We start from the raw sequence: 24,479 nt of genomic DNA, 5'->3' as shown, positions 1-24,479 counted from the left end.
GTATGTGTTTAAAGCTCTTGCAGGAATCGTTCTGGCACTGGTTGCCACTCTGGCGCACGCCGAGCGTATCCGGGATCTGACCAGTGTCCAGGGAGTACGGGAAAACTCGCTGATCGGCTACGGGCTGGTGGTCGGGCTGGACGGTACGGGCGACCAGACGACCCAGACGCCATTTACCACCCAGACGCTGAATAACATGCTGTCACAACTGGGGATTACGGTCCCCACCGGCACCAATATGCAGTTGAAAAACGTGGCGGCGGTGATGGTGACGGCGTCGTATCCGCCTTTTGCGCGACAGGGACAAACGATCGATGTCGTCGTTTCCTCAATGGGGAACGCTAAAAGTCTGCGTGGCGGGACGTTATTAATGACGCCGTTAAAAGGGGTGGACAGCCAGGTGTATGCTCTGGCGCAGGGCAATATTCTGGTCGGCGGCGCGGGCGCTTCCGCAGGCGGCAGTAGCGTGCAGGTTAACCAGCTTAATGGCGGGCGCATCACTAACGGCGCGATTATCGAACGCGAGTTGCCGACTCAGTTCGGCGCTGGCAACACCATTAATCTGCAATTGAACGACGAAGATTTTACGATGGCGCAGCAAATTACCGACGCCATCAACCGCGCGCGCGGTTACGGCAGCGCCACTGCGCTTGATGCGCGAACGGTACAGGTACGCGTGCCCAGCGGCAACAGCTCGCAGGTGCGTTTTCTGGCGGACATTCAAAATATGGAAGTCAACGTGACGCCGCAGGATGCAAAAGTCGTGATCAACTCGCGTACCGGTTCGGTGGTCATGAATCGGGAAGTCACGCTGGATAGCTGCGCTGTGGCGCAGGGCAATTTGTCAGTGACTGTCAATCGCCAGCTCAACGTCAACCAGCCGAATACGCCATTTGGCGGCGGGCAGACCGTGGTGACGCCACAGACTCAAATAGATTTGCGTCAGAGCGGCGGATCGCTAAAGAGCGTGCGTTCCAGCGCCAATCTGAACAGCGTAGTGCGCGCGCTGAATGCGCTTGGCGCGACGCCGATGGATCTGATGTCGATTTTGCAGTCCATGCAGAGCGCGGGCTGTCTACGCGCCAAACTGGAAATCATCTGATGATCGGAGACGGTAAATTGCTGGCCAGCGCGGCCTGGGATGCGCAATCTCTGAACGAACTGAAAGCGAAAGCGGGCCAGGACCCGGCGGCGAATATCCGTCCTGTGGCCCGTCAGGTGGAAGGGATGTTTGTGCAGATGATGCTGAAAAGTATGCGCGAGGCTTTACCCAAAGATGGTTTATTCAGCAGCGATCAGACGCGTCTGTATACCAGCATGTATGACCAGCAGATCGCCCAGCAGATGACCGCCGGTAAGGGATTGGGGCTGGCGGATATGATGGTTAAACAGATGACGGGCGGGCAGACGATGCCTGCGGATGATGCGCCGCAAGTACCGCTTAAATTCTCCCTGGAGACGGTAAACAGCTATCAAAATCAGGCGCTGACCCAACTGGTGCGCAAAGCCATACCGAAAACGCCGGACAGCAGCGATGCGCCGCTCTCCGGCGACAGTAAAGACTTTCTGGCCCGGCTTTCGCTCCCGGCGAGGCTGGCCAGCGAACAAAGCGGGGTGCCGCATCATCTGATTCTGGCGCAGGCGGCGCTGGAGTCCGGCTGGGGGCAACGGCAAATCCTGCGGGAGAATGGCGAACCCAGCTATAACGTATTTGGCGTTAAAGCGACCGCCAGTTGGAAAGGGCCGGTGACGGAAATCACCACCACTGAATACGAAAATGGCGAAGCGAAAAAAGTGAAAGCGAAATTCCGCGTCTATAGCTCGTATCTGGAGGCATTATCGGATTATGTCGCGCTGTTAACGCGTAACCCACGCTACGCTGCCGTGACCACTGCCGCCACGGCAGAGCAGGGCGCAGTGGCTCTGCAAAACGCCGGATACGCCACTGACCCGAATTACGCGCGTAAATTGACCAGCATGATTCAGCAGTTGAAAGCGATGAGTGAAAAGGTCAGCAAAACCTACAGCGCGAATCTCGACAATCTCTTTTAAATTGCTCAAGTCCACGTAGTCGCTGCCGATAACAACGAGTATTGAAGGATTAAAAGGAACCATCATGTCCAGCTTGATTAATCACGCCATGAGCGGACTTAACGCCGCGCAGGCCGCGTTAAATACGGTCAGTAATAACATCAACAATTATAACGTTGCGGGTTATACCCGGCAGACAACTATTCTGGCGCAGGCAAACAGTACGTTAGGGGCTGGCGGCTGGATAGGTAATGGCGTTTACGTTTCAGGCGTACAGCGCGAATATGATGCGTTTATCACTAATCAGCTACGCGGCGCGCAAAACCAGAGCAGCGGCTTGACCACGCGCTATGAACAGATGTCGAAAATCGACAACCTGCTGGCCGATAAATCCAGCTCACTGTCTGGTTCGTTGCAGAGTTTTTTTACCAGCCTGCAAACGTTAGTCAGTAATGCGGAAGATCCTGCGGCGCGTCAGGCGCTGATTGGTAAAGCGGAAGGGCTGGTAAACCAGTTCAAAACCACCGATCAGTATCTGCGCGATCAGGATAAACAGGTCAATATCGCGATTGGCTCCAGCGTGGCGCAAATCAACAATTACGCGAAGCAGATAGCTAACCTGAACGATCAAATCTCCCGTATGACGGGCGTAGGCGCGGGCGCATCGCCGAACGACCTGCTCGATCAGCGTGATCAGTTGGTCAGCGAGCTTAACAAGATCGTTGGCGTCGAGGTGAGCGTACAGGACGGCGGCACCTATAACCTGACGATGGCCAATGGCTATACGCTGGTGCAGGGGTCGACGGCGCGTCAGTTGGCGGCGGTTCCCTCCAGTGCCGACCCGACGCGAACGACTGTCGCTTATGTCGATGAGGCCGCCGGTAACATCGAAATTCCGGAAAAGTTGCTGAACACCGGTTCGCTCGGCGGATTACTGACGTTCCGTTCTCAGGATCTGGATCAGACTCGTAATACGCTGGGCCAGTTGGCGTTGGCGTTTGCCGATGCGTTTAACGCGCAGCATACCAAAGGTTATGACGCCGACGGCAATAAAGGGAAAGACTTCTTTAGCATTGGCTCGCCGGTGGTATATAGCAACAGTAATAATGCCGATAAAACGGTATCGCTAACCGCTAAGGTGGTCGACAGCACGAAGGTTCAGGCGACGGATTATAAGATTGTTTTTGACGGTACAGACTGGCAGGTTACTCGCACTGCGGATAACACCACCTTCACGGCGACAAAAGATGCTGACGGAAAACTGGAGATTGACGGTCTGAAAGTGACGGTAGGGACCGGCGCACAGAAAAACGACAGTTTTCTTCTCAAGCCGGTCAGCAATGCTATCGTCGACATGAACGTTAAAGTGACGAATGAAGCCGAGATTGCGATGGCGTCTGAGTCAAAACTCGATCCTGACGTGGATACCGGCGACAGCGATAACCGCAATGGTCAGGCATTGCTGGACTTACAAAACAGCAATGTAGTGGGCGGCAACAAAACCTTTAACGATGCTTACGCCACGTTGGTCAGCGATGTGGGTAACAAAACGTCAACGCTGAAAACCAGCAGCACCACGCAGGCGAATGTGGTTAAACAGCTTTATAAACAGCAACAGTCGGTTTCCGGCGTTAACCTCGACGAAGAGTACGGCAATTTGCAGCGTTATCAGCAGTATTATCTGGCGAATGCGCAAGTATTGCAGACCGCGAATGCGCTGTTTGATGCGTTACTGAATATTCGCTAAAGGAGAAGGATGACATGCGTATCAGTACCCAGATGATGTACGAACAAAATATGAGCGGCATCACTAATTCTCAGGCCGAATGGATGAAGCTGGGCGAGCAGATGTCTACCGGTAAGCGCGTTACCAACCCATCTGACGATCCGATCGCCGCGTCGCAGGCGGTAGTACTCTCTCAGGCGCAGGCGCAGAATAGCCAGTACGCCCTGGCGCGTACGTTTGCCACCCAAAAAGTGTCGCTGGAAGAAAGCGTACTCAGTCAGGTGACGACGGCGATTCAAACCGCGCAGGAAAAAATCGTCTATGCCGGAAACGGCACGTTAAGCGACGATGACCGCGCGTCGCTGGCGACGGATTTACAGGGCATCCGCGATCAGCTGATGAACCTGGCAAACAGCACTGACGGCAATGGTCGCTATATCTTTGCCGGGTATAAAACGGAAGCGGCGCCATTCGACCAGGCGACAGGTGGTTATCATGGCGGCGAGAAAAGTGTTACCCAGCAGGTGGATTCCGCACGCACGATGGTAATTGGCCATACGGGAGCGCAAATTTTTAATAGCATCACCAGCAATGCGGTGCCGGAACCGGATGGCTCGGACTCCGAAAAGAATCTGTTTGTCATGCTCGATACGGCAATTGCCGCGCTCAAGACCCCGGTGGAAGGCAATGACGTGGAAAAAGAAAAGGCCGCTGCCGCCATTGATAAAACCAATCGCGGCTTAAAAAATTCGCTTAATAACGTCCTGACCGTTCGTGCGGAACTGGGAACGCAACTGAGCGAACTCAGTACGCTGGATTCACTGGGAAGCGACCGTGCGCTGGGACAGAAGCTGCAGATGAGCAACCTGGTAGATGTGGACTGGAACTCGGTCATTTCCTCCTACGTCATGCAACAGGCGGCATTACAGGCGTCCTATAAAACGTTTACCGACATGCAGGGAATGTCGCTTTTCCAGTTGAACCGGTAACGCCTCTTTTTGAAACATATCACGAAACTGGATATGTTTTGTCTGCCCGCGCCATCCACCCCGGCGCGGGCATTTTTTTAGTCGTCATTGAGTTAGTGGTCATATTATCGCGCCCGTAGCGACGCCATCCGTACGTATTATCCCGCCCGATCTCATAAACGCCTGGAGTGACTAAAAGACGCCATGGGGTGAGGCATCGCCCTGTAAGGGGCATAAAAAAGCCGACCTGGCGGTCGGCTTTGTATCAGCATTTACATCATTCTACCGGCTGTGGTCGTGTTGCCGGGGCGCTGGCGTGACGTGTGGCGCTGTGTCCGCCTGCTGCGCCTTTACCTTCAAAGTGGAAGGAAGGGCGCTGCCAGTCGCTATGGTGCGGGGTTTCCGGCACATATTCCGGCGCTGGGGCACGCGTCATCGGCGCGCTGGCGTGATTATGATCGTCGTCAACGCAGACAACGTCCTGCGGCTTTTCCACCACCTGGGCCGGTGCGATAACGGTTTCTTCTGCCGTGTGCTCCACAACAGCCGCTTCCGCTTTTGTCTCTTCTTCTGGCTCGACAACGACAACATCAGCTACGTTTTCAGCCACCGTAATGGACGCGTCGGCGGTTTCTGCTACCGGTTCGGCGTCAGCAATAACCTCTTGCGCTTCCGGCGTATCGCTTTCGGCAATCAGTTGCGGCTGTTCATCAACTGGCGCGGCAATGACTTCCGGATGCGTTGTCTCGACCTCGACGACTTCCGACGTCTGTGGTTCGGCGACGGTCTGCGGCTCAACGGCAACGTTTTCTACCGCCTGTACCGACGCTTGTGGTTCTAGCGCTACGGTCGCAGCGATAACCTGCTGTTCAGCGACAACCGGTTGTGGCAGCGCCAAATCTGCTTCACGCTGCTCGTCAACAACCTGCGTTTCCTGAGGACGGACAATCGGGTAGCGGATCCAGACTTTACCGGACGCCATTTCCGGCGACGCGCAGGCGACGGTTAACGGCATCGGCGATTGTGTCGGGTAGCGCTCGTCACGATAGCGACGGCGACGCTGACCGCTTACGCGCAGGTGGCGCGGAGAACGGCGGGAGCGACGCGGCATACCGGTATTATCGCGAGGTTCTACGCTATCATCCTGCTCCGGCGTGATATCGGCAACGACAGGTAAATCAACTTTCGCCAGCTCGGTACGCGGCGCTGGAACGGGCTGTTCAACGTTTTCAACCGGGCGTGGTTCGTCGACGACGACCGGCGTGTCAACCGTTTCAACCACTGCGCTGTTGGTAAAGCGGACTTTCTGATTAAGCTGACGCTGCTTGCGGCGCGGCTGAACCTGCTGAACGCGTTCTTCCTGCTCGGTCTCCTGGACAGGCTGTTCTTCGCGGTTAAGCGCTTTTACTTCCTGCTGCGCCTGGCGCTTGTCATCATTGCGGCGGCGGCTGCGTTCGCGACGCGGCGTCTGTTGCTGCTCATCGCCGGTTTTCACTTTTTCCGCCGTTTCCTGCTGGCGGGTATCGCGCGTTTCCGCATTTTGCTGCTGCGCCTGGCGACGGTTACGACGATTATCGTCGCGGCTCTCGCCGCCGTCACGTCCGGCACGGTTATCACGGGTGTCGCGGCGTTCGTTACGATCGCGACGGTTGTTCTGCCGTGGCTTGCGACGATCCTGCTGACGCTCCGCTTTTTCTTCCGCTTTCGGCGCGGCTGTTTCGACGGCTTTCGTTTCTTCACCGCTGAACAGTTGTTTCAGCGCGTTAAGGAAGCGGCTAAACAGACCCGGCTGGGCAGGCTGCGCGGCGGCAACATTATCCTTTTTCGCCGTGGCGACGCTAACCGCCGGTTCGACAGGCGTCGGCGCCGGAGGCACATCTGGCATAGCGAATGTCGCCAGCGCAGGCTGTTCCGGGCGTTTACGCTCGGCGTACTCTTCTTCAGAAGGCAGCGCCATCGCTTCTTCGTGCAGCTTCGGCAGCATGTAGCTCAGGGTCGGCGTTTCTTCCCCTTTGCGTACGCGCAGCACGGAATAGTGCGGCGTTTCCATTTGATCGTTCGGGACGATGACACAGCGGACGCCATCCTGACGCGTCTCAATAGCGTTAACTGCCGTCCGTTTTTCGTTAAGCAGATAAGAGGCGATCGGCACCGGAACAATGGCATGGACTTCCTGCGTATTCTCTTTCAGCGCTTCTTCTTCAATCAGGCGCAGAATGGACAGCGACAGAGATTCGTTATCGCGCACGGTGCCGGTACCGCTACAGCGCGGACACACGTGATGGCTGGATTCGCCCAGCGACGGGCTCAGGCGCTGACGCGACATTTCGAGCAGGCCGAAGCGGGAAATATGGCTAATCTGAATACGCGCCCGGTCCTGACGCACCGCTTCACGCAGACGGTTTTCTACCGCGCGCTGGTGACGTACCGGCGTCATATCGATAAAGTCGATAACGATCAGGCCGCCAAGGTCGCGCAGACGCAACTGGCGGGCAATCTCATCGGCCGCTTCCAGGTTGGTATTAAACGCGGTTTCTTCGATATCGCCGCCGCGAGTCGCGCGGGCGGAGTTGATATCGATGGCGGTTAACGCTTCGGTACTGTCAATGACGATGGAGCCGCCGGAGGGCAGGCGCACTTCACGCTGGAACGCTGACTCGATCTGCGATTCGATCTGGTAATGGCTGAACAACGGGATTTCACCGGTGTACAGCTTAATTTTGCTGCTAAAATCCGGGCGGCCCAACGCGGCGATATGCTGACGCGCCATTTCCATCACTTTTGGATTGTCGATCAGGATTTCACCGATATCCTGACGCAGATAGTCGCGAAACGCGCGTACGATGACGTTGCTTTCCTGATGGATCAGGAACGGCGCGGGACGGCTTTCAGCGGCTTTCTGAATGGCTTCCCAGTGTTTCAGGCGGAAGCTTAAATCCCACTGCAACGCTTCGGCGGATTTACCCACACCCGCGGTACGCACGATAAGCCCCATCCCTTCAGGAAGTTCCAGGCTGGCCAACGCTTCTTTTAACTCGGTACGATCGTCGCCTTCAATGCGACGAGAAATACCACCCGCGCGCGGGTTATTCGGCATCAGTACCAGGTAGCTGCCCGCCAGACTGATAAAGGTGGTTAACGCCGCGCCTTTGTTGCCGCGCTCTTCTTTATCGATTTGAACAATGACTTCCTGGCCTTCGCGTAACACGTCTTTAATGTTCGGGCGACCATGAGCGCTGTAGTTAGCGGGGAAATATTCGCGGGCAATTTCTTTTAACGGGAGGAAACCGTGGCGTTCTGCGCCGTAATCAACAAAAGCCGCTTCCAGGCTCGGTTCAATACGGGTAATTTTGCCTTTATAGATGTTCGCTTTTTTCTGCTCGTGTCCGGGGCTTTCTATATCCAGATCGTACAGACGCTGCCCATCTACAAGGGCGACGCGCAACTCTTCCTGCTGAGTCGCGTTGATTAACATTCTTTTCATCGTAACTTACTCATTATTCTTACGTTGACGACTAAGCTGCGGGCATGGTGACGCCTTACCGGGCATGAACCGATGGCCTCGTGACTATTTCGCGTCGCCAACCTCACGGTTATCGTCAGCTCAAAGAGGCGCAGAGTGTCGGTTGCCTGTATTTCATACGGAAACACAGCGCAATTATCAGGGAAGCAGCCTGGGCATTACTCTCCAGAGAAGATCCTATCTACCGGTAAGGACTGCAACCCGCAGCCCGCTAACTGTCTGAAAAATCAATACGTCTTACGCCATTGCTGCGTTGATGATCGGTCAGACAAAATGGGTTATTCCGCTAAACTTTTTGTTTTAACAAGTTTCGGTGCGGAAACCGCATCATTATTCCACTGCTAACCTTGTTATAGCAAGATGACTTTTACCATTTATCACCCGCTTACTCACAGTTTTTTCACCAGCGCGAGCCAATCGCTTTAATAACCAGCAAAACCGCAGTGAAAAATGTTCATCCACTGGCGTAGACGTCTCTATAAGCATAGAAAAATGTGTGGCGCGAATCTCACAGGCTATTTAGAATCGCCCCCCATGAAAACAGAAACGCCATCCGTAAAAATTGTTGCCATCGCCGCTGACGAAGCGGGGCAACGCATTGATAACTTTTTGCGCACCCAACTGAAAGGGGTACCAAAAAGTATGATTTATCGCATCTTGCGTAAAGGCGAGGTGCGGGTGAACAAAAAACGCATTAAACCGGAATACAAACTGGAAGCGGGCGATGAAGTCCGCATTCCGCCGGTTCGCGTTGCTGAACGCGAAGAAGAGGCCGTGTCGCCGCATTTGCAAAAAGTGGCGGCGTTGGCGGACGTCATTTTGTATGAAGACGACCATATTCTGGTGCTGAATAAGCCTTCCGGCACCGCCGTACACGGCGGGAGCGGGTTAAGTTTCGGCGTCATCGAAGGGCTGCGGGCGTTGCGCCCGGAAGCGCGATTCCTGGAACTGGTGCATCGTCTTGACCGCGATACCTCCGGCGTGCTGTTGGTGGCGAAAAAACGCTCCGCGCTGCGTTCGCTGCATGAGCAACTGCGCGAAAAGGGAATGCAGAAAGATTATCTGGCGCTGGTGCGCGGCCAGTGGCAATCGCACGTTAAAACCGTACAGGCGCCATTATTAAAGAACATTCTGCAAAGCGGCGAACGCATTGTCCGCGTGAGCCAGGAAGGTAAACCGTCAGAAACGCGCTTCAAGGTGGAAGAGCGTTATGCCTTCGCCACGCTGGTGCGCTGTAGCCCGGTCACGGGCCGTACGCATCAGATTCGCGTACATACCCAATATGCCGGTCACCCGATTGCGTTCGACGATCGCTACGGCGACCGTGAGTTTGATCAACAGCTTACCGAAGCGGGAACCGGTCTTAAACGTCTCTTTCTGCACGCCGCGGCGCTGAAGTTCACACATCCGGGAACGGGCGATGTCATGCGCATTGAAGCGCCAATGGATAACGCCCTGAAGCGCTGTCTGCAGGTGCTGCGTAACGCAAAATAGTTCCTCTCTCGGGCAGGTTATCTGCCCGAATCTCACTTTTCTCATAATATTTTTGTTTTGCTGTATCCGACGCATTTTTACCGTTGTGTACTGTTTATTCTTGCGATCCGGATTTCGGCGTGTTTAAGGACGAACAGATGGCCAATACTAGCTGGATGCGCTCATTTACTCAGCGTTGGGGAAAATACGTTATCGTGCCGTTCGTTATCGCGATGTTGGCCGGTTGCGAAGGGAAGGGCGATAGTTCACGACGGGCTTTCGTTGAGTATTTGAATACGCAAATCATTATGTCTCCCGTGGTGGGCGTCTGTGAGTTGACGCCAGCCCAACGTCAGGCTTTTGGTCATTACGCCGATGACTACGATGTACTATTAACTGCCTACGGGCAAATCTTTGCTGTGGTGTATGAGACCGGCCAGGAGGATAAGATCACCGGTGTTATCCAGTCTGAGCGTGATAATCTGGTTTTCCTGAACGAGCTACGTGTGGCTCGTGACGTAAACAATCGATTTATCCTTCGGTTGAAAAATGTGAGTAGTGAAAACAGAAAAAAATATTCTGCTTTAAAGCTCCCCTCTGATGTGAAGCCTGTCTTTGACGCTGCGTGGAATAAAACCGTAACACCGCTGGATGAGACGATGACTCGCTATTATTTTCTGCGCGGAAAGCGGCTCGACCAGCTGGTCGCAATGGGCGAGTTTCTGCAAAAACAGGGAAATAAAGTCCGCTTTGAAACGAATGGAAAAGCGGTTTTTGCCGACCGGGCAGCAAAAGAACACTTTCAGGATCAACAATTTAATTTTTTCATTACGCAGAATGATATAAACCATCTTACTCAGCAGATGGTTGAATTTATAAATAGTCAACAAGATGCGGCTGATGCTGGCGGCGTTAATTAAAGGAATGTGTCGTGAGGTGAAGCAATGTTAGGGGGGGCGTAAATTCATCGCGAGATGGAATTTAACGAGTCGCAAGGGGAAGGTTTCAGGACAGTAAACGTCCTGAGAGTTGCTCGCGAGAAGAAGTTCGTAAGCCGCTTTTGACGCCGTAGAGCGCGTCAGGCGAGTATTGAGAACATGTGTTTTTACAAAACTGAACTGAGATGGGGAATTCATTAACGCGCACGTATACCGCTGTTGATACCCTATGGGATAAAACGCACCGTACATCGGTTCGTAATGCCAATGCTTTTTTTCTGGTCGGTGAATGGATTGACCTGGAAACGGGCCCGCACGAAGAGAGTGAAGATCGGCAGGCGCTAAATTGTTCACAACAAGCGCTTTCCAGTTGGTTAGAACTGGAAGCGGTCGAAACTGCTCCCCAATAAACGGGAGATAACTACCAACACGTGCAGAAACGGCTTTTAGCGGTATTTGAAAAACCTACAGAATATCCGTTTACTGCAGTAGCGGGTTGAAGCCTTCCCGTCGCAGCATCTGGCACAGAGCAATAAGCGGCAAGCCGATCAGCGTGTTCGGATCGCGCCCCTCCAGGCGCTCAAATAATGCAATGCCTAAACCTTCGCTTTTAAAACTTCCCGCGCAGTGCAGCGGATGCTCTTTACGGACATAGTCGTCTATTTCCGCTTCGCTTAAATGGCGAAAATGAACGTCAAAAGGCTCCACTTCGGTTTGTAAGTGCCCGGAGGCGGAGTTATACAGTGCCAGTCCGGTATAAAACGTCACAATATTTCCGCTGGCTTTGGCTAATTGCTGACGCGCTTTTTCTTCCGTCAGCGGTTTGCCGGTGATTTCGCCGTCCAGAACACAAATTTGGTCGGAGCCAATAATCAAATGACTCGGGAAACGCGCGGCGAGCGATTGCGCCTTAGCCTGCGCCAGCCGCAGCACCAACTGACGCGGCGCTTCGCCCGGCATGGGGGTTTCATCAACATCCGGCGCGGCGCATTCGAAAGGAATCGTCAGCTTTTCCAGCAGCGCGCGACGCCAGGGAGAGGTAGACGCAAGGATGAGACGGGGCATATTTTTTCCCTCAGATATAGCGTAATGATGAGAGCCATCTTAAACTATGCTCTTCGGTCTTCAAGCCTGTCATACTGACTCGTCTTGAGCGAAAATAAGTCTGTAACCCGCAATGTGTGCGAATTATTGGCAAAAGGCAACCGCAGGCTGCCTTTTTCTTTGACTATATGACGTTACGAAGTTAATATGCGCGCCCTATGCAAAAGGTAAAATTACCCCTGACTCTTGATCCGGTTCGTACCGCTCAAAAACGCCTTGATTACCAGGGTATCTATACCCCCGATCAGGTTGAGCGCGTTGCCGAATCTGTAGTCAGTGTGGACAGTGATGTGGAATGCTCCATGTCGTTCGCTATCGATAACCAGCGTCTCGCCGTTTTGACTGGCGATGCGGTCGTTACGGTGTCGCTCGAATGCCAGCGTTGCGGGAAACCGTTTACCCATCAGGTTCACACAACGTATTGTTTTAGCCCTGTCCGTTCCGACGAGCAGGCTGAAGCACTGCCGGAAGCGTATGAGCCGATTGAGGTAAACGAATTCGGCGAAATCGATCTGCTGGCGACGGTTGAAGATGAAATCATCCTCGCCTTGCCGGTAGTTCCGGTGCATGATTCTGAACACTGTGAAGTGTCCGAGGCGGACATGGTCTTTGGCGAACTGCCTGATGAAGCGCAAAAGCCAAACCCATTTGCCGTATTAGCCAGCTTAAAGCGTAAGTAATAGGTCTTCCCCGCGGACGCAGGGATAAACCGTAATTGAGGAGTAAGGTCCATGGCCGTACAACAGAATAAACCAACCCGTTCCAAACGTGGCATGCGTCGTTCCCATGACGCTCTGACCGCAGTCACCAGCCTGTCTGTAGACAAAACTTCTGGTGAAAAACACCTGCGTCACCACATCACTGCCGACGGTTACTACCGCGGCCGTAAGGTCATCGCTAAGTAATCGCGCGATACTCGATGCCTTTTGCATCACAGGCGTGCCTGTGGTGTAAAAGCCGAAGAGTACAAGCGTGATAAAGCTTAGTGAGGATTTCTCCGCGTAAGCGGAGAACACCGAACCAGGCAGCGACGATACCTTGACACGTCTAACCCTGGCGTTAGATGTCATGGGGGGCGATTTTGGTCCTTCCGTGACGGTGCCTGCAGCATTGCAGGCACTGAACGCTAATTCGCAGCTCACTCTTCTTTTAGTCGGGAATCCCGATATTATCACGCCATTACTTGCCAAAGCTGACTTTGAACAACGTTCGCGTCTGCAGATTATCCCTGCACAGTCAGTTATTGCCAGTGATGCCCGGCCTTCGCAGGCGATCCGCGCCAGTCGCGGGACATCCATGCGTGTGGCCCTGGAGCTTGTGAAAGAAGGCCGAGCCGAAGCTTGCGTTAGCGCCGGTAATACCGGGGCGCTGATGGGGCTGGCGAAATTATTGCTCAAGCCTCTTGAGGGGATTGAGCGTCCGGCGTTGGTGACGGTATTACCGCACCAGCAAAAGGGCAAAACGGTAGTGCTTGATTTGGGGGCCAACGTCGATTGCGACAGTACCATGCTGGTGCAGTTTGCCGTGATGGGCGCCGTTTTGGCGGAAGAGGTCGTCGGGATCAAAAATCCCCGCGTGGCGCTACTCAATATCGGGGAAGAAGAAACCAAAGGCCTCGACAGTATTCGCGAAGCCTCTTTAATGTTAAAAACAGTCCCAACCATCAATTACATCGGCTACCTTGAGGCGAATGAGTTACTGACGGGAAAAACCGATGTACTGGTGTGTGACGGCTTTACAGGCAATGTCACACTTAAAACGATGGAGGGGGTTGTCAGAATGTTCCTTTCACTGCTGAAATCACAGGGCGAGGGGAAAAAACGGTCGTGGTGGCTGCTGTTATTAAAACGTTGGTTACAAAAAAGCCTGACGAGGCGATTCAGTCACCTCAACCCCGACCAGTATAATGGCGCCTGTCTGTTAGGATTGCGCGGCACGGTGATAAAAAGTCATGGTGCGGCCAATCAGCGAGCATTTGCAGTCGCGATTGAACAGGCAGTGCAGGCGGTGCAGCGACAAGTTCCTCAGCGAATTGCCGCTCGCCTGGAATCTGTATACCCAGCCGGATTTGAACCGCTGGACGATGGCAAAGGCGTAAACCTGCGGGCGCACAGATAATATCGCTGTCTCCCCGGCGCCGCCAGCGTGCCAGACGTTTACAGGTAACGGTATATAACCGAAAAGTGACTGAGCGTACATGTATACGAAGATTATTGGTACTGGCAGCTATCTGCCCGAACAAGTGCGGACTAACGCCGATCTGGAAAAAATGGTTGAGACCTCTGACGAGTGGATTGTCACTCGTACAGGTATTCGTGAACGCCATATCGCCGCGCCTAATGAAACTGTCGCGACGATGGGCTTTACCGCTGCGAATCGCGCGATTGAGATGGCGGGGATCGATAAAGACCAAATTGGCTTGATTGTGGTGGCTACCACATCAGCAACGCATGCATTTCCAAGCGCGGCATGTCAGATTCAAAGTATGCTCGGTATTAAAGGTTGCCCGGCGTTTGATGTCGCGGCAGCGTGCGCAGGTTTCACCTACGCGTTAAGCATCGCCGACCAGTACGTTAAATCCGGCGCGGTTAAACACGCGCTGGTGGTCGGTTCCGATGTATTAGCCCGCACTTGCGATCCTGGCGATCGCGGTACGATCATTATTTTCGGCGATGGCGCAGGCGCGGCCGTACTGAGCGCTTCTGAAGAACCGGGTATTATCTCCACTCATCTTCATGCCGATGGCCGTTACGGTGAATTACTGACCCTGCCGAATGCCGATCGTGTAAATCCGGATAACCCGATTTACCTGACGATGGCGGGTAATGAAGTCTTTAAAGTGGCGGTCACTGAACTGGCGCATATTGTCGATGAGACGCTGGCGGCTAATAACCTGGATCGCTCAGAACTCGATTGGCTGGTGCCGCATCAGGCTAACCTGCGTATCATTAGCGCGACAGCGAAAAAACTCGGCATGTCGATGGACAATGTCGTCGTCACGCTGGACAGGCACGGCAATACCTCCGCGGCTTCTGTGCCGTGCGCGCTGGATGAAGCCGTGCGTGACGGGCGAATTAAAGCCGGTCAGCTGGTATTGCTTGAAGCCTTCGGGGGTGGATTCACCTGGGGCTCCGCGCTGATTCGTTTCTAGTATAAGGATTTAAACATGACGCAATTTGCATTTGTGTTCCCCGGTCAGGGTTCTCAGAGCGTTGGGATGTTGGCCGAGATGGCGGCAAATTACCCTATCGTAGAAGAAACGTTTGCTGAAGCTTCTGCGGCTCTGGGATATGATCTGTGGGCGCTCACCCAGCAAGGTCCAGCGGAAGAACTGAATAAAACCTGGCAGACGCAGCCGGCGTTATTAACCGCTTCCGTCGCGCTTTGGCGCGTTTGGCAGCAGCAGGGCGGTAAAATGCCTGCGTTAATGGCAGGTCACAGCCTGGGCGAATATTCCGCGCTGGTTTGCGCTGGCGTCATCAACTTTGCTGATGCCGTTCGTCTGGTGGAAATGCGTGGTAAATTCATGCAGGAAGCGGTTCCGGAAGGTACTGGCGGCATGTCTGCGATCATCGGTCTGGATGATGCCTCTATTGCTAAAGCCTGTGAAGAATCTGCCGAAGGGCAGGTTGTTTCGCCGGTTAACTTTAACTCGCCGGGACAGGTGGTTATCGCCGGGCATAAAGAGGCGGTAGAACGCGCGGGCGCAGCCTGTAAAGCCGCTGGCGCGAAACGCGCGCTGCCGCTGCCGGTGAGCGTACCGTCGCACTGCGCGCTGATGAAACCAGCGGCAGATAAGCTGGCGGTTGAATTAGCCAAAATTACCTTTAGCGCGCCAACGGTGCCGGTAGTGAACAACGTTGACGTGAAATGTGAAACCGATGCTGCCGCTATCCGCGATGCGCTGGTTCGCCAGTTGTACAATCCGGTACAGTGGACGAAGAGCGTGGAATTTATCGCGGCGCAGGGCGTTGAACATCTTTATGAAGTGGGTCCAGGTAAAGTCCTCACTGGTCTGACGAAACGTATTGTCGACACCCTGACAGCGTCGGCGCTGAACGAGCCGGCGGCGCTGTCTGCGGCACTTACGCAATAAAAGAGGAAAACCATGAGCTTTGAAGGAAAGATTGCGCTGGTGACTGGTGCAAGCCGTGGCATAGGCCGCGCAATTGCAGAGACTCTCGTTGCCCGCGGCGCGAAAGTTATCGGGACTGCGACCAGTGAAAATGGTGCGAAGAACATTAGCGACTATTTAGGTGCTAACGGGAAAGGTTTGATGTTGAATGTGACCGATCCTGCATCTATTGAATCTGTTCTGGAAAATATTCGCGCAGAATTTGGTGAAGTGGATATCCTGGTTAATAATGCCGGTATCACTCGTGATAATCTGTTGATGCGAATGAAAGATGATGAGTGGAACGATATTATCGAAACCAATTTATCATCCGTTTTCCGCCTGTCAAAAGCGGTAATGCGCGCTATGATGAAAAAGCGTTGTGGTCGCATTATCACTATTGGTTCTGTGGTTGGTACCATGGGAAATGCAGGTCAGGCAAACTACGCTGCGGCGAAAGCGGGCCTGATCGGTTTCAGTAAATCACTGGCGCGTGAAGTTGCGTCCCGTGGTATTACTGTCAATGTTGTGGCTCCGGGTTTTATTGAAACGGACATGACGCGTGCGCTGTCTGACGATCAGCGTGCGGGTATCCTGGCGCAGGTGCCTGCGGGTCGCCTCGGCGGCGCTCAGGAAATCGCCAGTGCGGTTGCATTTTTAGCCTCTGACGAAGCGAGTTACATCACTGGTGAGACTCTGCACGTCAACGGCGGAATGTACATGGTTTAATCACGATTGAAAAATATTTGCGTTATTAGGGCGAAAGGCCGCAAAATAACGTAAAATCGTGGTAAGACCTGCCGGGATTTAGTTGCAAATTTTTCAACATTTTATACACTACGAAAACCATCGCGAAAGCGAGTTTTGATAGGAAATTTAAGAGTATGAGCACTATCGAAGAACGCGTTAAGAAAATTATCGGCGAACAGCTGGGCGTTAAGCAGGAAGAAGTAACCAACAATGCTTCTTTCGTTGAAGACCTGGGCGCAGATTCTCTTGACACCGTTGAGCTGGTAATGGCTCTGGAAGAAGAGTTTGATACTGAGATTCCGGACGAAGAAGCTGAGAAAATCACCACCGTTCAGGCTGCCATTGATTACATCAACGGCCACCAGGCGTAAGTGAACATCTCCAGGCGGTCGTTCGACCGCCTGAGTTTTATCTTTTTGTCCCACTAGAATCATTTTCCCTCCCTGGAGGACAACCGTGTCTAAGCGTCGTGTAGTTGTGACCGGACTGGGCATGTTGTCTCCTGTCGGCAATACCGTAGAGTCTACCTGGAAAGCTCTCCTTGCCGGTCAGAGTGGCATCAGCCTGATCGACCATTTCGATACTAGCGCCTATGCAACGAAATTTGCTGGCTTAGTAAAGGATTTTAACTGTGATGACATTATCTCGCGCAAAGAACAGCGCAAGATGGATGCCTTCATTCAATATGGAATTGTCGCTGGCGTACAGGCCATGCAGGATTCTGGCCTTGAAGTGACGGAAGAGAACGCAAGCCGTATTGGCGCCGCTATCGGCTCCGGTATCGGTGGTCTCGGTCTGATCGAAGAAAACCACAGTTCGCTGGTAAAAGGCGGACCGCGTAAGATTAGCCCGTTCTTTGTCCCGTCGACGATTGTTAACATGGTAGCAGGCCATCTGACTATCATGTATGGCCTGCGTGGGCCAAGCATCTCTATTGCGACTGCCTGTACTTCAGGCGTGCATAACATCGGCCATGCCGCGCGTATCATCGCCTATGGCGATGCGGACGCGATGGTGGCAGGTGGCGCAGAAAAAGCCAGTACGCCGCTGGGCGTAGGTGGTTTTGGCGCAGCGCGCGCGCTGTCGACCCGCAACGATAACCCACAGGCGGCGAGCCGTCCGTGGGATAAAGAACGCGATGGTTTTGTACTGGGCGACGGCGCCGGTATGTTGGTGCTTGAAGAGTACGAACATGCAAAAGCGCGTGGTGCGAAAATCTATGCTGAAATCGTCGGCTTTGGTATGAGCAGCGATGCTTACCATATGACGTCGCCGCCGGAAAATGGCGCAGGCGCTGCGCTGGCGATGGTTAACGCGTTGCGTGATGCCGCGATTGAGCCTGCTCAGATTGGCTACGTCAACGCGCACGGCACGTCGACGCCTGCCGGCGACAAAGCTGAGACGCAGGCGGTTAAGTCAGTCTTTGGCGATGCTGCAAGCCGAGTGATGGTGAGCTCGACCAAATCGATGACCGGCCATCTGTTGGGCGCCGCAGGCGCAGTAGAGTCTATTTTCTCTATTCTGGCGCTACGCGATCAGGCCATTCCGCCAACCATTAATCTGGATAACCCGGATGAAGGTTGCGATCTGGACTTCGTGCCGCATGAAGCGCGCCAGGTCAGCGATCTGGAGTACGCTCTGTGTAACTCCTTTGGCTTTGGCGGAACTAACGGTTCCTTGATCTTTAAAAAGATCTAAGTTAAGCCAGAGACAGACATTAATAAAAAGGTCCGCTTGTCGGGCCTTTTTTATCAGGCATATCACCTCTTGTTCTGCGTTATTCATCCTGCCACACTAGCAGGCGACGGATAAGGAGCCACTATGTTTTTAATTAATGGCCATGCGCAGGATCAACTTGCTGTAAGCGACCGGGCGACGCAGTTCGGCGATGGCAGTTTTACGACCGCACGTATTGTTGATGGCAACATTTGCCATCTGGAAGCGCATCTTCAGCGCTTGCAGGTTGCCTGTGAAAAATTACGGATCGCTTTTAGCCATTGGTCGACCCTTCGGCAAGAGATGACAATGTTGGCCACAGGGCATGATTCAGGCGTGTTGAAAGTGATCATTAGCCGTGGCAGCGGCGGCCGGGGATACAGCGCCATGAATTGTCAGGCAGCTACCCGAATCCTCTCCGTTTCTGCTTATCCCGCTTATTATTCTCAGTGGCGTAAGCAAGGCATCACTCTTACCCTTAGTCCTATCCCGCTTGGGCGCAATCCTTATCTTGCCGGATTAAAACATCTGAACCGCCTCGAGCAGGTGTTGATTCGCTCTCATCTTGAGCAGACGGACGCCGATGAGGCGCTGGTTCTTGACAGCGAGGGATGGGTTACGGAATGCTGTGCGGCTAATTTGTTCTGGCGTACAGGCGACATTGTTTTTACGCCGCGTCTGGATCAGGCTGGGGTGAACGGCATTATGCGACAATTTTGTTTACGCAAACTGGCGCAATCTCCTTTCCAGGTTCTTGAAGTACAGGCGAGAGAGGAGGCAGTCAGGCAGGCGGATGAGATTATCATCTGCAACGCGCTAATGCCGATTATTCCCATACGCGCCTATCACGGGACGTCGTATTCTTCGCGAACACTGTTTCAATTTTTAGCCCCATTTTGTGAGCATCCGAATTAGTTATGAAAAAATTGTCAGGCGTTTTCCTTCTGCTGTTGGTTGTGCTGGGTATTGCCGCGGGCGTGGGGATGTGGAAAGTTCGCCATCTGGCGAACAGCACGTTACTTATTAAAAACGAGACTATCTTTACGCTCAAGGCGGGAACGGGGCGGCTGGCGCTTGGCGACCAGCTTTATGATGAAAAAATCATTAATCGTCCCCGGGTATTTCAGTGGCTGCTGCGCGTGGAGCCTGAGTTATCGCACTTTAAAGCGGGAACTTACCGTTTTACACCCGGGATGACCGTACGGGAGATGCTTGAGTTGCTGGAGAGCGGCAAAGAAGCGCAATTCCCGTTGCGGTTTGTGGAAGGGATGCGCCTTAGCGATTACCTGAAACAGCTACGAGAGGCGCCGTATATTCGCCATACATTGCCGGATGGTGACTACGCCACTGTCGCTCAGGCATTAAAGCTTGCGCATCCGGAATGGGTAGAAGGGTGGTTCTGGCCCGATACCTGGATGTATACCGCCAACACCAGCGATGTCGCTATTCTCAAGCGAGCGCACCAAAAGATGGTGAAAGCTGTCGATACTGTCTGGAAAGGCCGGGCCGAGGGGCTGCCTTATAAAGATCAGAACCAACTGGTGACAATGGCCTCGATTATTGAAAAAGAAACGGCTGTCGCCAGCGAACGCGATCAGGTGGCCTCAGTCTTTATTAATCGCCTGAGAATCGGTATGCGCCTTCAGACCGATCCCACCGTGATTTACGGGATGGGGACGAGTTATAATGGTAACTTGTCGCGTGCGGATCTGGAAAAGCCGACGGCTTATAACACGTATACCATAACCGGGCTGCCGCCAGGACCGATTGCATCGCCCAGCGAAGCGTCATTGCAGGCGGCGGCGCATCCGGCGAAAACGCCGTATCTCTATTTTGTGGCCGACGGTAAAGGCGGTCACACATTTAACACCAATCTTGCCAGCCATAATCGGTCAGTGCAGGAGTACCTGAAAGTGCTTAAGGAAAAAAATGGGCAGTAATTATATCGTCATCGAGGGCCTGGAAGGCGCCGGAAAAACCACTGCGCGCGACGTGGTGGTGGAGACCCTTGAGCAACTGGGTATTCGTAACATGATTTTTACCCGTGAGCCGGGCGGTACGCAACTTGCCGAAAAGCTACGAAGTCTGGTGCTGGATATCCGATCGGTAGGCGACGAAGTGATTACCGATAAAGCGGAAGTGCTGATGTTTTATGCCGCTCGCGTACAGCTCGTCGAAACGGTAATCAAACCCGCGCTGGCGCAAGGCATATGGGTGATCGGCGATCGCCACGATCTCTCGACCCAGGCGTATCAGGGGGGAGGGCGCGGCATTGATCAAACCATGCTGGCGACACTACGCGATGCCGTGCTGGGCGATTTTCGTCCTGACCTGACGCTGTATCTGGATGTCACGCCGGAAGTCGGGCTAAAACGCGCCAGAGCGCGCGGCGATTTGGATCGCATTGAGCAGGAATCTTTTGATTTCTTTAACCGGACTCGCGCGCGCTATCTGGAACTGGCGGCGCAAGACTCGCGTATCCGCACCATTGACGCGACCCAGCCGCTGGATGCCGTCATGCGCGACATTCGCGCCACGGTGACGAAGTGGGTGCAGGAGCAAGCGGCATGAAATGGTATCCATGGTTACGGCCCGCCTATGAAAAACTGGTAGAAAGTTACCAGGCGGGACGTGGGCACCATGCGCTACTGATTCAGGCCTTACCTGGCATGGGCGACGAGGCGCTGTGCTATGCGCTGAGCCGTTATCTGTTATGCCAGCAGCCTGAGGGCCACAAAAGCTGTGGGCATTGCCGTGGTTGTCAGCTTATGCAGGCTGGCACGCATCCGGACTATTACACGCTGACGCCGGATAAAGGCAAAAGCAGCCTCGGCGTAGATGCGGTACGCGAGGTCAGCGAGAAATTGTACGAGCACTCCCGTCTGGGCGGCGCGAAGGTGGTGTGGATTGCGGATGCGGCGCTATTAACCGACGCCGCTGCCAATGCGTTGCTCAAAACGCTGGAAGAGCCGCCGGAGCAAACCTGGTTTTTCCTTGCCAGCCCGGAGCCTGCTCGTCTGTTGGCGACATTACGCAGCCGCTGCCGGCTGCATCATCTGGCGCCGCCGTCCGAATCGTATGCGATGTCATGGCTGTCGCGAGAAGTGACGGCGTCACAAGAAGCATTGCTCACGGCGCTACGTCTGAATGCGGGGTCGCCCGGCGCCGCGCTGGCGCTGTTGCAGTCTGAACGCTGGGCGCAGCGTGAGGCGCTGTGTCAGGCGTTAATGGACAGTTTGCATACGGGCGACTGGTATGCGTTATTAACGGCGCTCAATCATGAGCAAGCCCCGGCGCGCCTGCATTGGCTGGCGACGCTGCTGGTAGACGCGCTGAAACGTCAGCACGGCGCGTCGTACCTGACAAACGTTGATGCGGACGCGGTTGTTGCCGCGCTGGCGGGGCCGCTATCCCCGGCGCGTATTCAGGCAATCCTGAACGATGTTTGCCATTGTCGTGATCAATTACTTCATGTGACCGGATTAAACCGCGAACTGGTATTAACCGATCTCATTCTCCGCATCGAGCATTACCTGCAACCAGGCACCTTGTTGCCTGTTCCTCATCTTTGAGAGAGACATTATGTTTTTAGTCGACTCACACTGCCATCTTGATGGTCTGGATTATCAATCTTTGCATAAGGACGTGGACGATGTGCTGGCGAAAGCCGCCGCGCGCGATGTGAAGTTCTGTTTAGCGGTGGCGACGACGCTGCCGGGGTATCGCCATATGCGCAAGCTGGTAGGCAAGCGCGATAATGTGGTCTTTTCCTGCGGCGTGCATCCGTTAAATCAGGATGAAGCATATGACGTAGAAGAACTGCGCCTCCTTGCTGCAGAAGACGATGTGGTGGCGATGGGCGAGACCGGGCTTGATTACTTTTACACGCCTGAGACCAAAATCCGCCAGCAGGTGTCTTTTATTCATCATATTCAGATTGGCCGCGAATTGCATAAACCGGTGATTGTCCATACTCGCGACGCGCGTGCCGATACGCTGGCTATCCTGCGCGAAGAAAAAGTGACGGATTGCGGCGGCGTACTACACTGTTTTACAGAAGACAGAGAAACGGCCGGCAAATTGCTGGATCTGGGTTTTTATATCTCTTTTTCCGGCATCGTAACGTTCCGTAACGCTGAACAGTTGCGTGATGCGGCGCGCTATGTGCCGCTGGATCGGTTATTAGTCGAGACCGATTCTCCTTATCTGGCGCCGGTGCCGCATCGCGGTAAAGAGAACCAGCCTGCGATGGTACGCGACGTCGCAGAATATATGGCGGTATTGAAAGGGGTTGCCGTTGAAGAACTGGCGCAGATCACCACCGATAACTTTGCTCGCCTGTTCCATATTGACGCGTCTCGCCTGTCATCAATCCGTTAAACGAGTTTTTTTAAAGCTCGTAATTAATAAGCAAAGCGCGTAAAGTTCACCGCCACAAAAGGGGCGGTGAGCGAGCTTATGGAAACATTCGGAAACTCATTTTGGCAGAATGTGATACTTTTTAGGCTATCTGGCGCTGAAACGTGATAGCCGTCAAACAAAATCAGACGTATTTATTTTACTCTGTGTAATAAATAAAAGGGCACTTAGATGTCCTGTCCACGGCGGGGTTCTCCCCCCTCGCCAATGCGTGAGAACGTAGAAAAGCACAAATACTCAGGAGCACTCTCAATTATGTTTAAGAATGCATTTGCTAACCTGCAAAAGGTCGGTAAATCGCTGATGCTGCCGGTATCCGTACTCCCTATCGCAGGTATCCTGCTGGGTGTCGGTTCCGCTAACTTCAGCTGGCTGCCAGCCGTTGTATCGCACGTTATGGCAGAAGCGGGCGGATCTGTTTTTGCCAATATGCCGCTGATTTTCGCTATCGGCGTGGCGTTGGGCTTCACCAACAACGACGGCGTTTCGGCTCTGGCGGCGGTAGTAGCGTATGGCATCATGGTGAAAACCATGGCTGTGGTTGCGCCGCTGGTTCTGCATTTACCTGCTGAAGAGATCGCCGCTAAACACCTTGCTGATACGGGTGTTCTCGGGGGGATTATCTCCGGTGCGATCGCAGCGTATATGTTTAACCGCTTCTACCGTATCAAACTGCCTGAGTATCTGGGCTTCTTTGCGGGCAAACGCTTCGTGCCGATCATTTCGGGTCTGGCCGCTATTTTTACCGGTGTGGTGCTGTCTTTCGTATGGCCGCCAATCGGTACGGCTATCCAGGCGTTCTCGCAGTGGGCGGCTTATCAGAATCCGGTTGTCGCGTTTGGTATTTACGGTTTTATCGAGCGTTGCCTGGTGCCGTTTGGTCTGCATCATATCTGGAACGTTCCTTTCCAGATGCAGATCGGCGAATACACCAACGCAGCGGGTCAGGTATTCCACGGCGACATTCCGCGCTATATGGCGGGCGACCCGACGGCGGGTATGTTGTCTGGCGGCTTCCTGTTCAAAATGTACGGTCTGCCGGCTGCGGCCATTGCTATCTGGCACTCTGCTAAACCGGAAAACCGCGCAAAAGTGGGCGGTATCATGATTTCCGCCGCGCTGACCTCGTTTTTGACGGGTATTACCGAGCCTATCGAGTTCTCCTTCATGTTCGTGGCGCCGATCCTGTACATTATTCACGCAATTCTGGCAGGTCTGGCATTCCCGATCTGTATCCTGCTGGGGATGCGTGACGGTACGTCGTTCTCCCACGGTCTGATCGACTTTATCGTGCTGTCCGGTAACAGCAGCAAATTGTGGCTGTTCCCGATTGTTGGCGCCGGTTATGCGATTGTGTACTACACCGTGTTCCGCGTGCTGATCAAAGCGCTGGATCTGAAAACGCCGGGTCGTGAAGACACTACTGATGACGCAAAAGCGGGCGCGACCAGCGAAATGGCGCCGGCTTTGGTTGCGGCGTTTGGCGGTAAAGAGAACATCACTAACCTGGATGCCTGTATCACGCGTCTGCGCGTGAGCGTAGCCGATGTAGCGAAAGTGGATCAGGCTGGCCTGAAGAAACTGGGTGCGGCAGGCGTTGTCGTCGCGGGTTCCGGCGTTCAGGCTATTTTCGGTACGAAATCCGATAACCTGAAAACGGAAATGGATGAGTACATCCGTAACAGCTAAGCAGTAATGATGTTGGGGAGAATTAAGG

23 protein-coding genes are annotated in these 24,479 nt (G+C 53.8%); 21 read left to right on the top strand and 2 right to left on the bottom strand.

The window, feature by feature from the left end:
• Positions 1-4: 4 nt before the first annotated feature.
• From K8W53_RS13600 to flgL, 4 genes are all read left to right on the top strand, one after another.
• Positions 5-1,102 carry a flagellar basal body P-ring protein FlgI gene (locus K8W53_RS13600; protein ID WP_023223748.1) on the top strand — a complete coding sequence of 366 codons (1,098 nt, stop codon included), beginning with the start codon at positions 5-7 and terminating at the stop codon, positions 1,100-1,102.
• Positions 1,102-2,052, top strand: coding sequence for a flagellar assembly peptidoglycan hydrolase FlgJ (gene flgJ, locus K8W53_RS13595; RefSeq protein WP_000578685.1), 951 nt, complete (start codon positions 1,102-1,104; stop codon positions 2,050-2,052). The genes K8W53_RS13600 and flgJ overlap by 1 nt, the downstream gene beginning before the upstream one ends.
• Positions 2,053-2,116: 64 nt before the next feature.
• Positions 2,117-3,778: a flagellar hook-associated protein FlgK gene (flgK, locus tag K8W53_RS13590; protein WP_000096425.1), complete on the top strand. Its 1,662-nt coding sequence runs from the start codon at positions 2,117-2,119 to the stop codon at positions 3,776-3,778.
• A 14-nt stretch (positions 3,779-3,792) separates the two neighbouring features.
• Positions 3,793-4,746 carry a flagellar hook-associated protein FlgL gene (gene flgL / locus K8W53_RS13585; RefSeq protein ID WP_001223032.1) on the top strand — a complete coding sequence of 318 codons (954 nt, stop codon included), beginning with the start codon at positions 3,793-3,795 and terminating at the stop codon, positions 4,744-4,746.
• 256 nt (positions 4,747-5,002) lie between these two features.
• Here the strand turns inward: flgL and rne are convergent, their stop codons facing one another.
• Positions 5,003-8,209, bottom strand: a complete 3,207-nt coding sequence (gene rne / locus K8W53_RS13580) for a ribonuclease E (protein ID WP_023223749.1) — start codon at positions 8,207-8,209, stop codon at positions 5,003-5,005.
• A 573-nt stretch (positions 8,210-8,782) separates the two neighbouring features.
• Here rne and rluC point away from each other — a divergent pair.
• From rluC to K8W53_RS13565, 3 genes are all read left to right on the top strand, one after another.
• Positions 8,783-9,742 carry a 23S rRNA pseudouridine(955/2504/2580) synthase RluC gene (gene rluC, locus K8W53_RS13575; protein ID WP_000846314.1) on the top strand — a complete coding sequence of 320 codons (960 nt, stop codon included), beginning with the start codon at positions 8,783-8,785 and terminating at the stop codon, positions 9,740-9,742.
• A gap of 155 nt (positions 9,743-9,897) precedes the next feature.
• Positions 9,898-10,641 carry a DUF3053 domain-containing protein gene (locus K8W53_RS13570; RefSeq protein WP_077944491.1) on the top strand — a complete coding sequence of 248 codons (744 nt, stop codon included), beginning with the start codon at positions 9,898-9,900 and terminating at the stop codon, positions 10,639-10,641.
• A 203-nt stretch (positions 10,642-10,844) separates the two neighbouring features.
• Positions 10,845-11,069, top strand: coding sequence for a hypothetical protein (locus K8W53_RS13565; protein WP_000528425.1), 225 nt, complete (start codon positions 10,845-10,847; stop codon positions 11,067-11,069).
• Between the two features lie 70 nt (positions 11,070-11,139).
• Here the strand turns inward: K8W53_RS13565 and K8W53_RS13560 are convergent, their stop codons facing one another.
• Positions 11,140-11,724 carry a Maf family protein gene (locus tag K8W53_RS13560; RefSeq protein WP_052939336.1) on the bottom strand — a complete coding sequence of 195 codons (585 nt, stop codon included), beginning with the start codon at positions 11,722-11,724 and terminating at the stop codon, positions 11,140-11,142.
• Positions 11,725-11,921: 197 nt separating this feature from the next.
• Here K8W53_RS13560 and yceD point away from each other — a divergent pair, with 197 nt between their 5' ends.
• The 14 genes from yceD to ptsG all read left to right on the top strand — a co-directional run bounded on the left by yceD (position 11,922) and on the right by ptsG (position 24,451).
• A complete protein-coding gene (yceD, locus tag K8W53_RS13555) occupies positions 11,922-12,443 on the top strand; it encodes a 23S rRNA accumulation protein YceD (protein WP_001174492.1) in 522 nt (173 codons plus the stop codon).
• A gap of 51 nt (positions 12,444-12,494) precedes the next feature.
• Complete coding sequence (gene rpmF / locus K8W53_RS13550) at positions 12,495-12,668, top strand: 50S ribosomal protein L32 (protein ID WP_000290727.1); 174 nt, start codon at positions 12,495-12,497, stop codon at positions 12,666-12,668.
• 133 nt (positions 12,669-12,801) lie between these two features.
• Complete coding sequence (plsX, locus tag K8W53_RS13545) at positions 12,802-13,881, top strand: phosphate acyltransferase PlsX (RefSeq protein ID WP_001518286.1); 1,080 nt, start codon at positions 12,802-12,804, stop codon at positions 13,879-13,881.
• Positions 13,882-13,960: 79 nt separating this feature from the next.
• Positions 13,961-14,914, top strand: a complete 954-nt coding sequence (gene fabH, locus K8W53_RS13540) for a beta-ketoacyl-ACP synthase III (RefSeq protein WP_000288148.1) — start codon at positions 13,961-13,963, stop codon at positions 14,912-14,914.
• A gap of 15 nt (positions 14,915-14,929) precedes the next feature.
• Entirely contained in the window at positions 14,930-15,859 is a 930-nt protein-coding gene (gene fabD, locus K8W53_RS13535) for an ACP S-malonyltransferase (RefSeq protein WP_000191343.1), read from the top strand.
• 12 nt (positions 15,860-15,871) lie between these two features.
• Positions 15,872-16,606, top strand: coding sequence for a 3-oxoacyl-ACP reductase FabG (gene fabG / locus K8W53_RS13530; protein WP_000007236.1), 735 nt, complete (start codon positions 15,872-15,874; stop codon positions 16,604-16,606).
• A gap of 155 nt (positions 16,607-16,761) precedes the next feature.
• Entirely contained in the window at positions 16,762-16,998 is a 237-nt protein-coding gene (gene acpP / locus K8W53_RS13525) for an acyl carrier protein (RefSeq protein ID WP_000103754.1), read from the top strand.
• A gap of 85 nt (positions 16,999-17,083) precedes the next feature.
• On the top strand, positions 17,084-18,325 hold the full coding sequence (gene fabF, locus K8W53_RS13520) for a beta-ketoacyl-ACP synthase II (protein ID WP_000044664.1): 1,242 nt from the start codon (positions 17,084-17,086) through the stop codon (positions 18,323-18,325).
• 123 nt (positions 18,326-18,448) lie between these two features.
• A complete protein-coding gene (gene pabC / locus K8W53_RS13515) occupies positions 18,449-19,258 on the top strand; it encodes an aminodeoxychorismate lyase (RefSeq protein WP_023203487.1) in 810 nt (269 codons plus the stop codon).
• Positions 19,259-19,260: 2 nt separating this feature from the next.
• A complete protein-coding gene (gene yceG, locus K8W53_RS13510; RefSeq protein ID WP_023224840.1) occupies positions 19,261-20,283 on the top strand; it encodes a cell division protein YceG in 1,023 nt (340 codons plus the stop codon).
• Positions 20,273-20,914, top strand: coding sequence for a dTMP kinase (tmk, locus tag K8W53_RS13505; protein WP_000535396.1), 642 nt, complete (start codon positions 20,273-20,275; stop codon positions 20,912-20,914). The genes yceG and tmk overlap by 11 nt, the downstream gene beginning before the upstream one ends.
• On the top strand, positions 20,911-21,915 hold the full coding sequence (gene holB, locus K8W53_RS13500) for a DNA polymerase III subunit delta' (RefSeq protein ID WP_000872450.1): 1,005 nt from the start codon (positions 20,911-20,913) through the stop codon (positions 21,913-21,915). Before tmk ends, holB begins: the two co-directional genes overlap by 4 nt.
• Before the next feature lie 10 nt (positions 21,916-21,925).
• Complete coding sequence (locus K8W53_RS13495) at positions 21,926-22,723, top strand: metal-dependent hydrolase (RefSeq protein ID WP_023224841.1); 798 nt, start codon at positions 21,926-21,928, stop codon at positions 22,721-22,723.
• Positions 22,724-23,017: 294 nt separating this feature from the next.
• On the top strand, positions 23,018-24,451 hold the full coding sequence (ptsG, locus tag K8W53_RS13490; protein WP_000475705.1) for a PTS glucose transporter subunit IIBC: 1,434 nt from the start codon (positions 23,018-23,020) through the stop codon (positions 24,449-24,451).
• Positions 24,452-24,479: the final 28 nt, after the last annotated feature.

This window comes from Salmonella sp. A29-2 (genome assembly GCF_020150755.1).
Classification (GTDB): Bacteria; Pseudomonadota; Gammaproteobacteria; order Enterobacterales; family Enterobacteriaceae; genus Salmonella; species Salmonella enterica.
Note: the sequence above shows the minus strand (reverse complement) of the source record. Positions and strands in the feature narration are given on the sequence as shown.

What these genes read in the sequence shown, in the direction of transcription:
- flgJ (WP_000578685.1), top strand. Translation starts at nt 1,102, where the DNA reads ATGATCGGAGACGGTAAATTGCTGGCCAGCGCGGCCTGGGATGCGCAA.
- flgK (WP_000096425.1), top strand. Translation starts at nt 2,117, where the DNA reads ATGTCCAGCTTGATTAATCACGCCATGAGCGGACTTAACGCCGCGCAG.
- flgL (WP_001223032.1), top strand. Translation starts at nt 3,793, where the DNA reads ATGCGTATCAGTACCCAGATGATGTACGAACAAAATATGAGCGGCATC.
- rne (WP_023223749.1), bottom strand. Translation starts at nt 8,209, where the DNA reads ATGAAAAGAATGTTAATCAACGCGACTCAGCAGGAAGAGTTGCGCGTC.
- rluC (WP_000846314.1), top strand. Translation starts at nt 8,783, where the DNA reads ATGAAAACAGAAACGCCATCCGTAAAAATTGTTGCCATCGCCGCTGAC.
- K8W53_RS13570 (WP_077944491.1), top strand. Translation starts at nt 9,898, where the DNA reads ATGCGCTCATTTACTCAGCGTTGGGGAAAATACGTTATCGTGCCGTTC.
- K8W53_RS13565 (WP_000528425.1), top strand. Translation starts at nt 10,845, where the DNA reads ATGGGGAATTCATTAACGCGCACGTATACCGCTGTTGATACCCTATGG.
- K8W53_RS13560 (WP_052939336.1), bottom strand. Translation starts at nt 11,724, where the DNA reads ATGCCCCGTCTCATCCTTGCGTCTACCTCTCCCTGGCGTCGCGCGCTG.
- yceD (WP_001174492.1), top strand. Translation starts at nt 11,922, where the DNA reads ATGCAAAAGGTAAAATTACCCCTGACTCTTGATCCGGTTCGTACCGCT.
- rpmF (WP_000290727.1), top strand. Translation starts at nt 12,495, where the DNA reads ATGGCCGTACAACAGAATAAACCAACCCGTTCCAAACGTGGCATGCGT.
- fabH (WP_000288148.1), top strand. Translation starts at nt 13,961, where the DNA reads ATGTATACGAAGATTATTGGTACTGGCAGCTATCTGCCCGAACAAGTG.
- fabD (WP_000191343.1), top strand. Translation starts at nt 14,930, where the DNA reads ATGACGCAATTTGCATTTGTGTTCCCCGGTCAGGGTTCTCAGAGCGTT.
- fabG (WP_000007236.1), top strand. Translation starts at nt 15,872, where the DNA reads ATGAGCTTTGAAGGAAAGATTGCGCTGGTGACTGGTGCAAGCCGTGGC.
- acpP (WP_000103754.1), top strand. Translation starts at nt 16,762, where the DNA reads ATGAGCACTATCGAAGAACGCGTTAAGAAAATTATCGGCGAACAGCTG.
- pabC (WP_023203487.1), top strand. Translation starts at nt 18,449, where the DNA reads ATGTTTTTAATTAATGGCCATGCGCAGGATCAACTTGCTGTAAGCGAC.
- yceG (WP_023224840.1), top strand. Translation starts at nt 19,261, where the DNA reads ATGAAAAAATTGTCAGGCGTTTTCCTTCTGCTGTTGGTTGTGCTGGGT.
- tmk (WP_000535396.1), top strand. Translation starts at nt 20,273, where the DNA reads ATGGGCAGTAATTATATCGTCATCGAGGGCCTGGAAGGCGCCGGAAAA.
- holB (WP_000872450.1), top strand. Translation starts at nt 20,911, where the DNA reads ATGAAATGGTATCCATGGTTACGGCCCGCCTATGAAAAACTGGTAGAA.
- K8W53_RS13495 (WP_023224841.1), top strand. Translation starts at nt 21,926, where the DNA reads ATGTTTTTAGTCGACTCACACTGCCATCTTGATGGTCTGGATTATCAA.
- ptsG (WP_000475705.1), top strand. Translation starts at nt 23,018, where the DNA reads ATGTTTAAGAATGCATTTGCTAACCTGCAAAAGGTCGGTAAATCGCTG.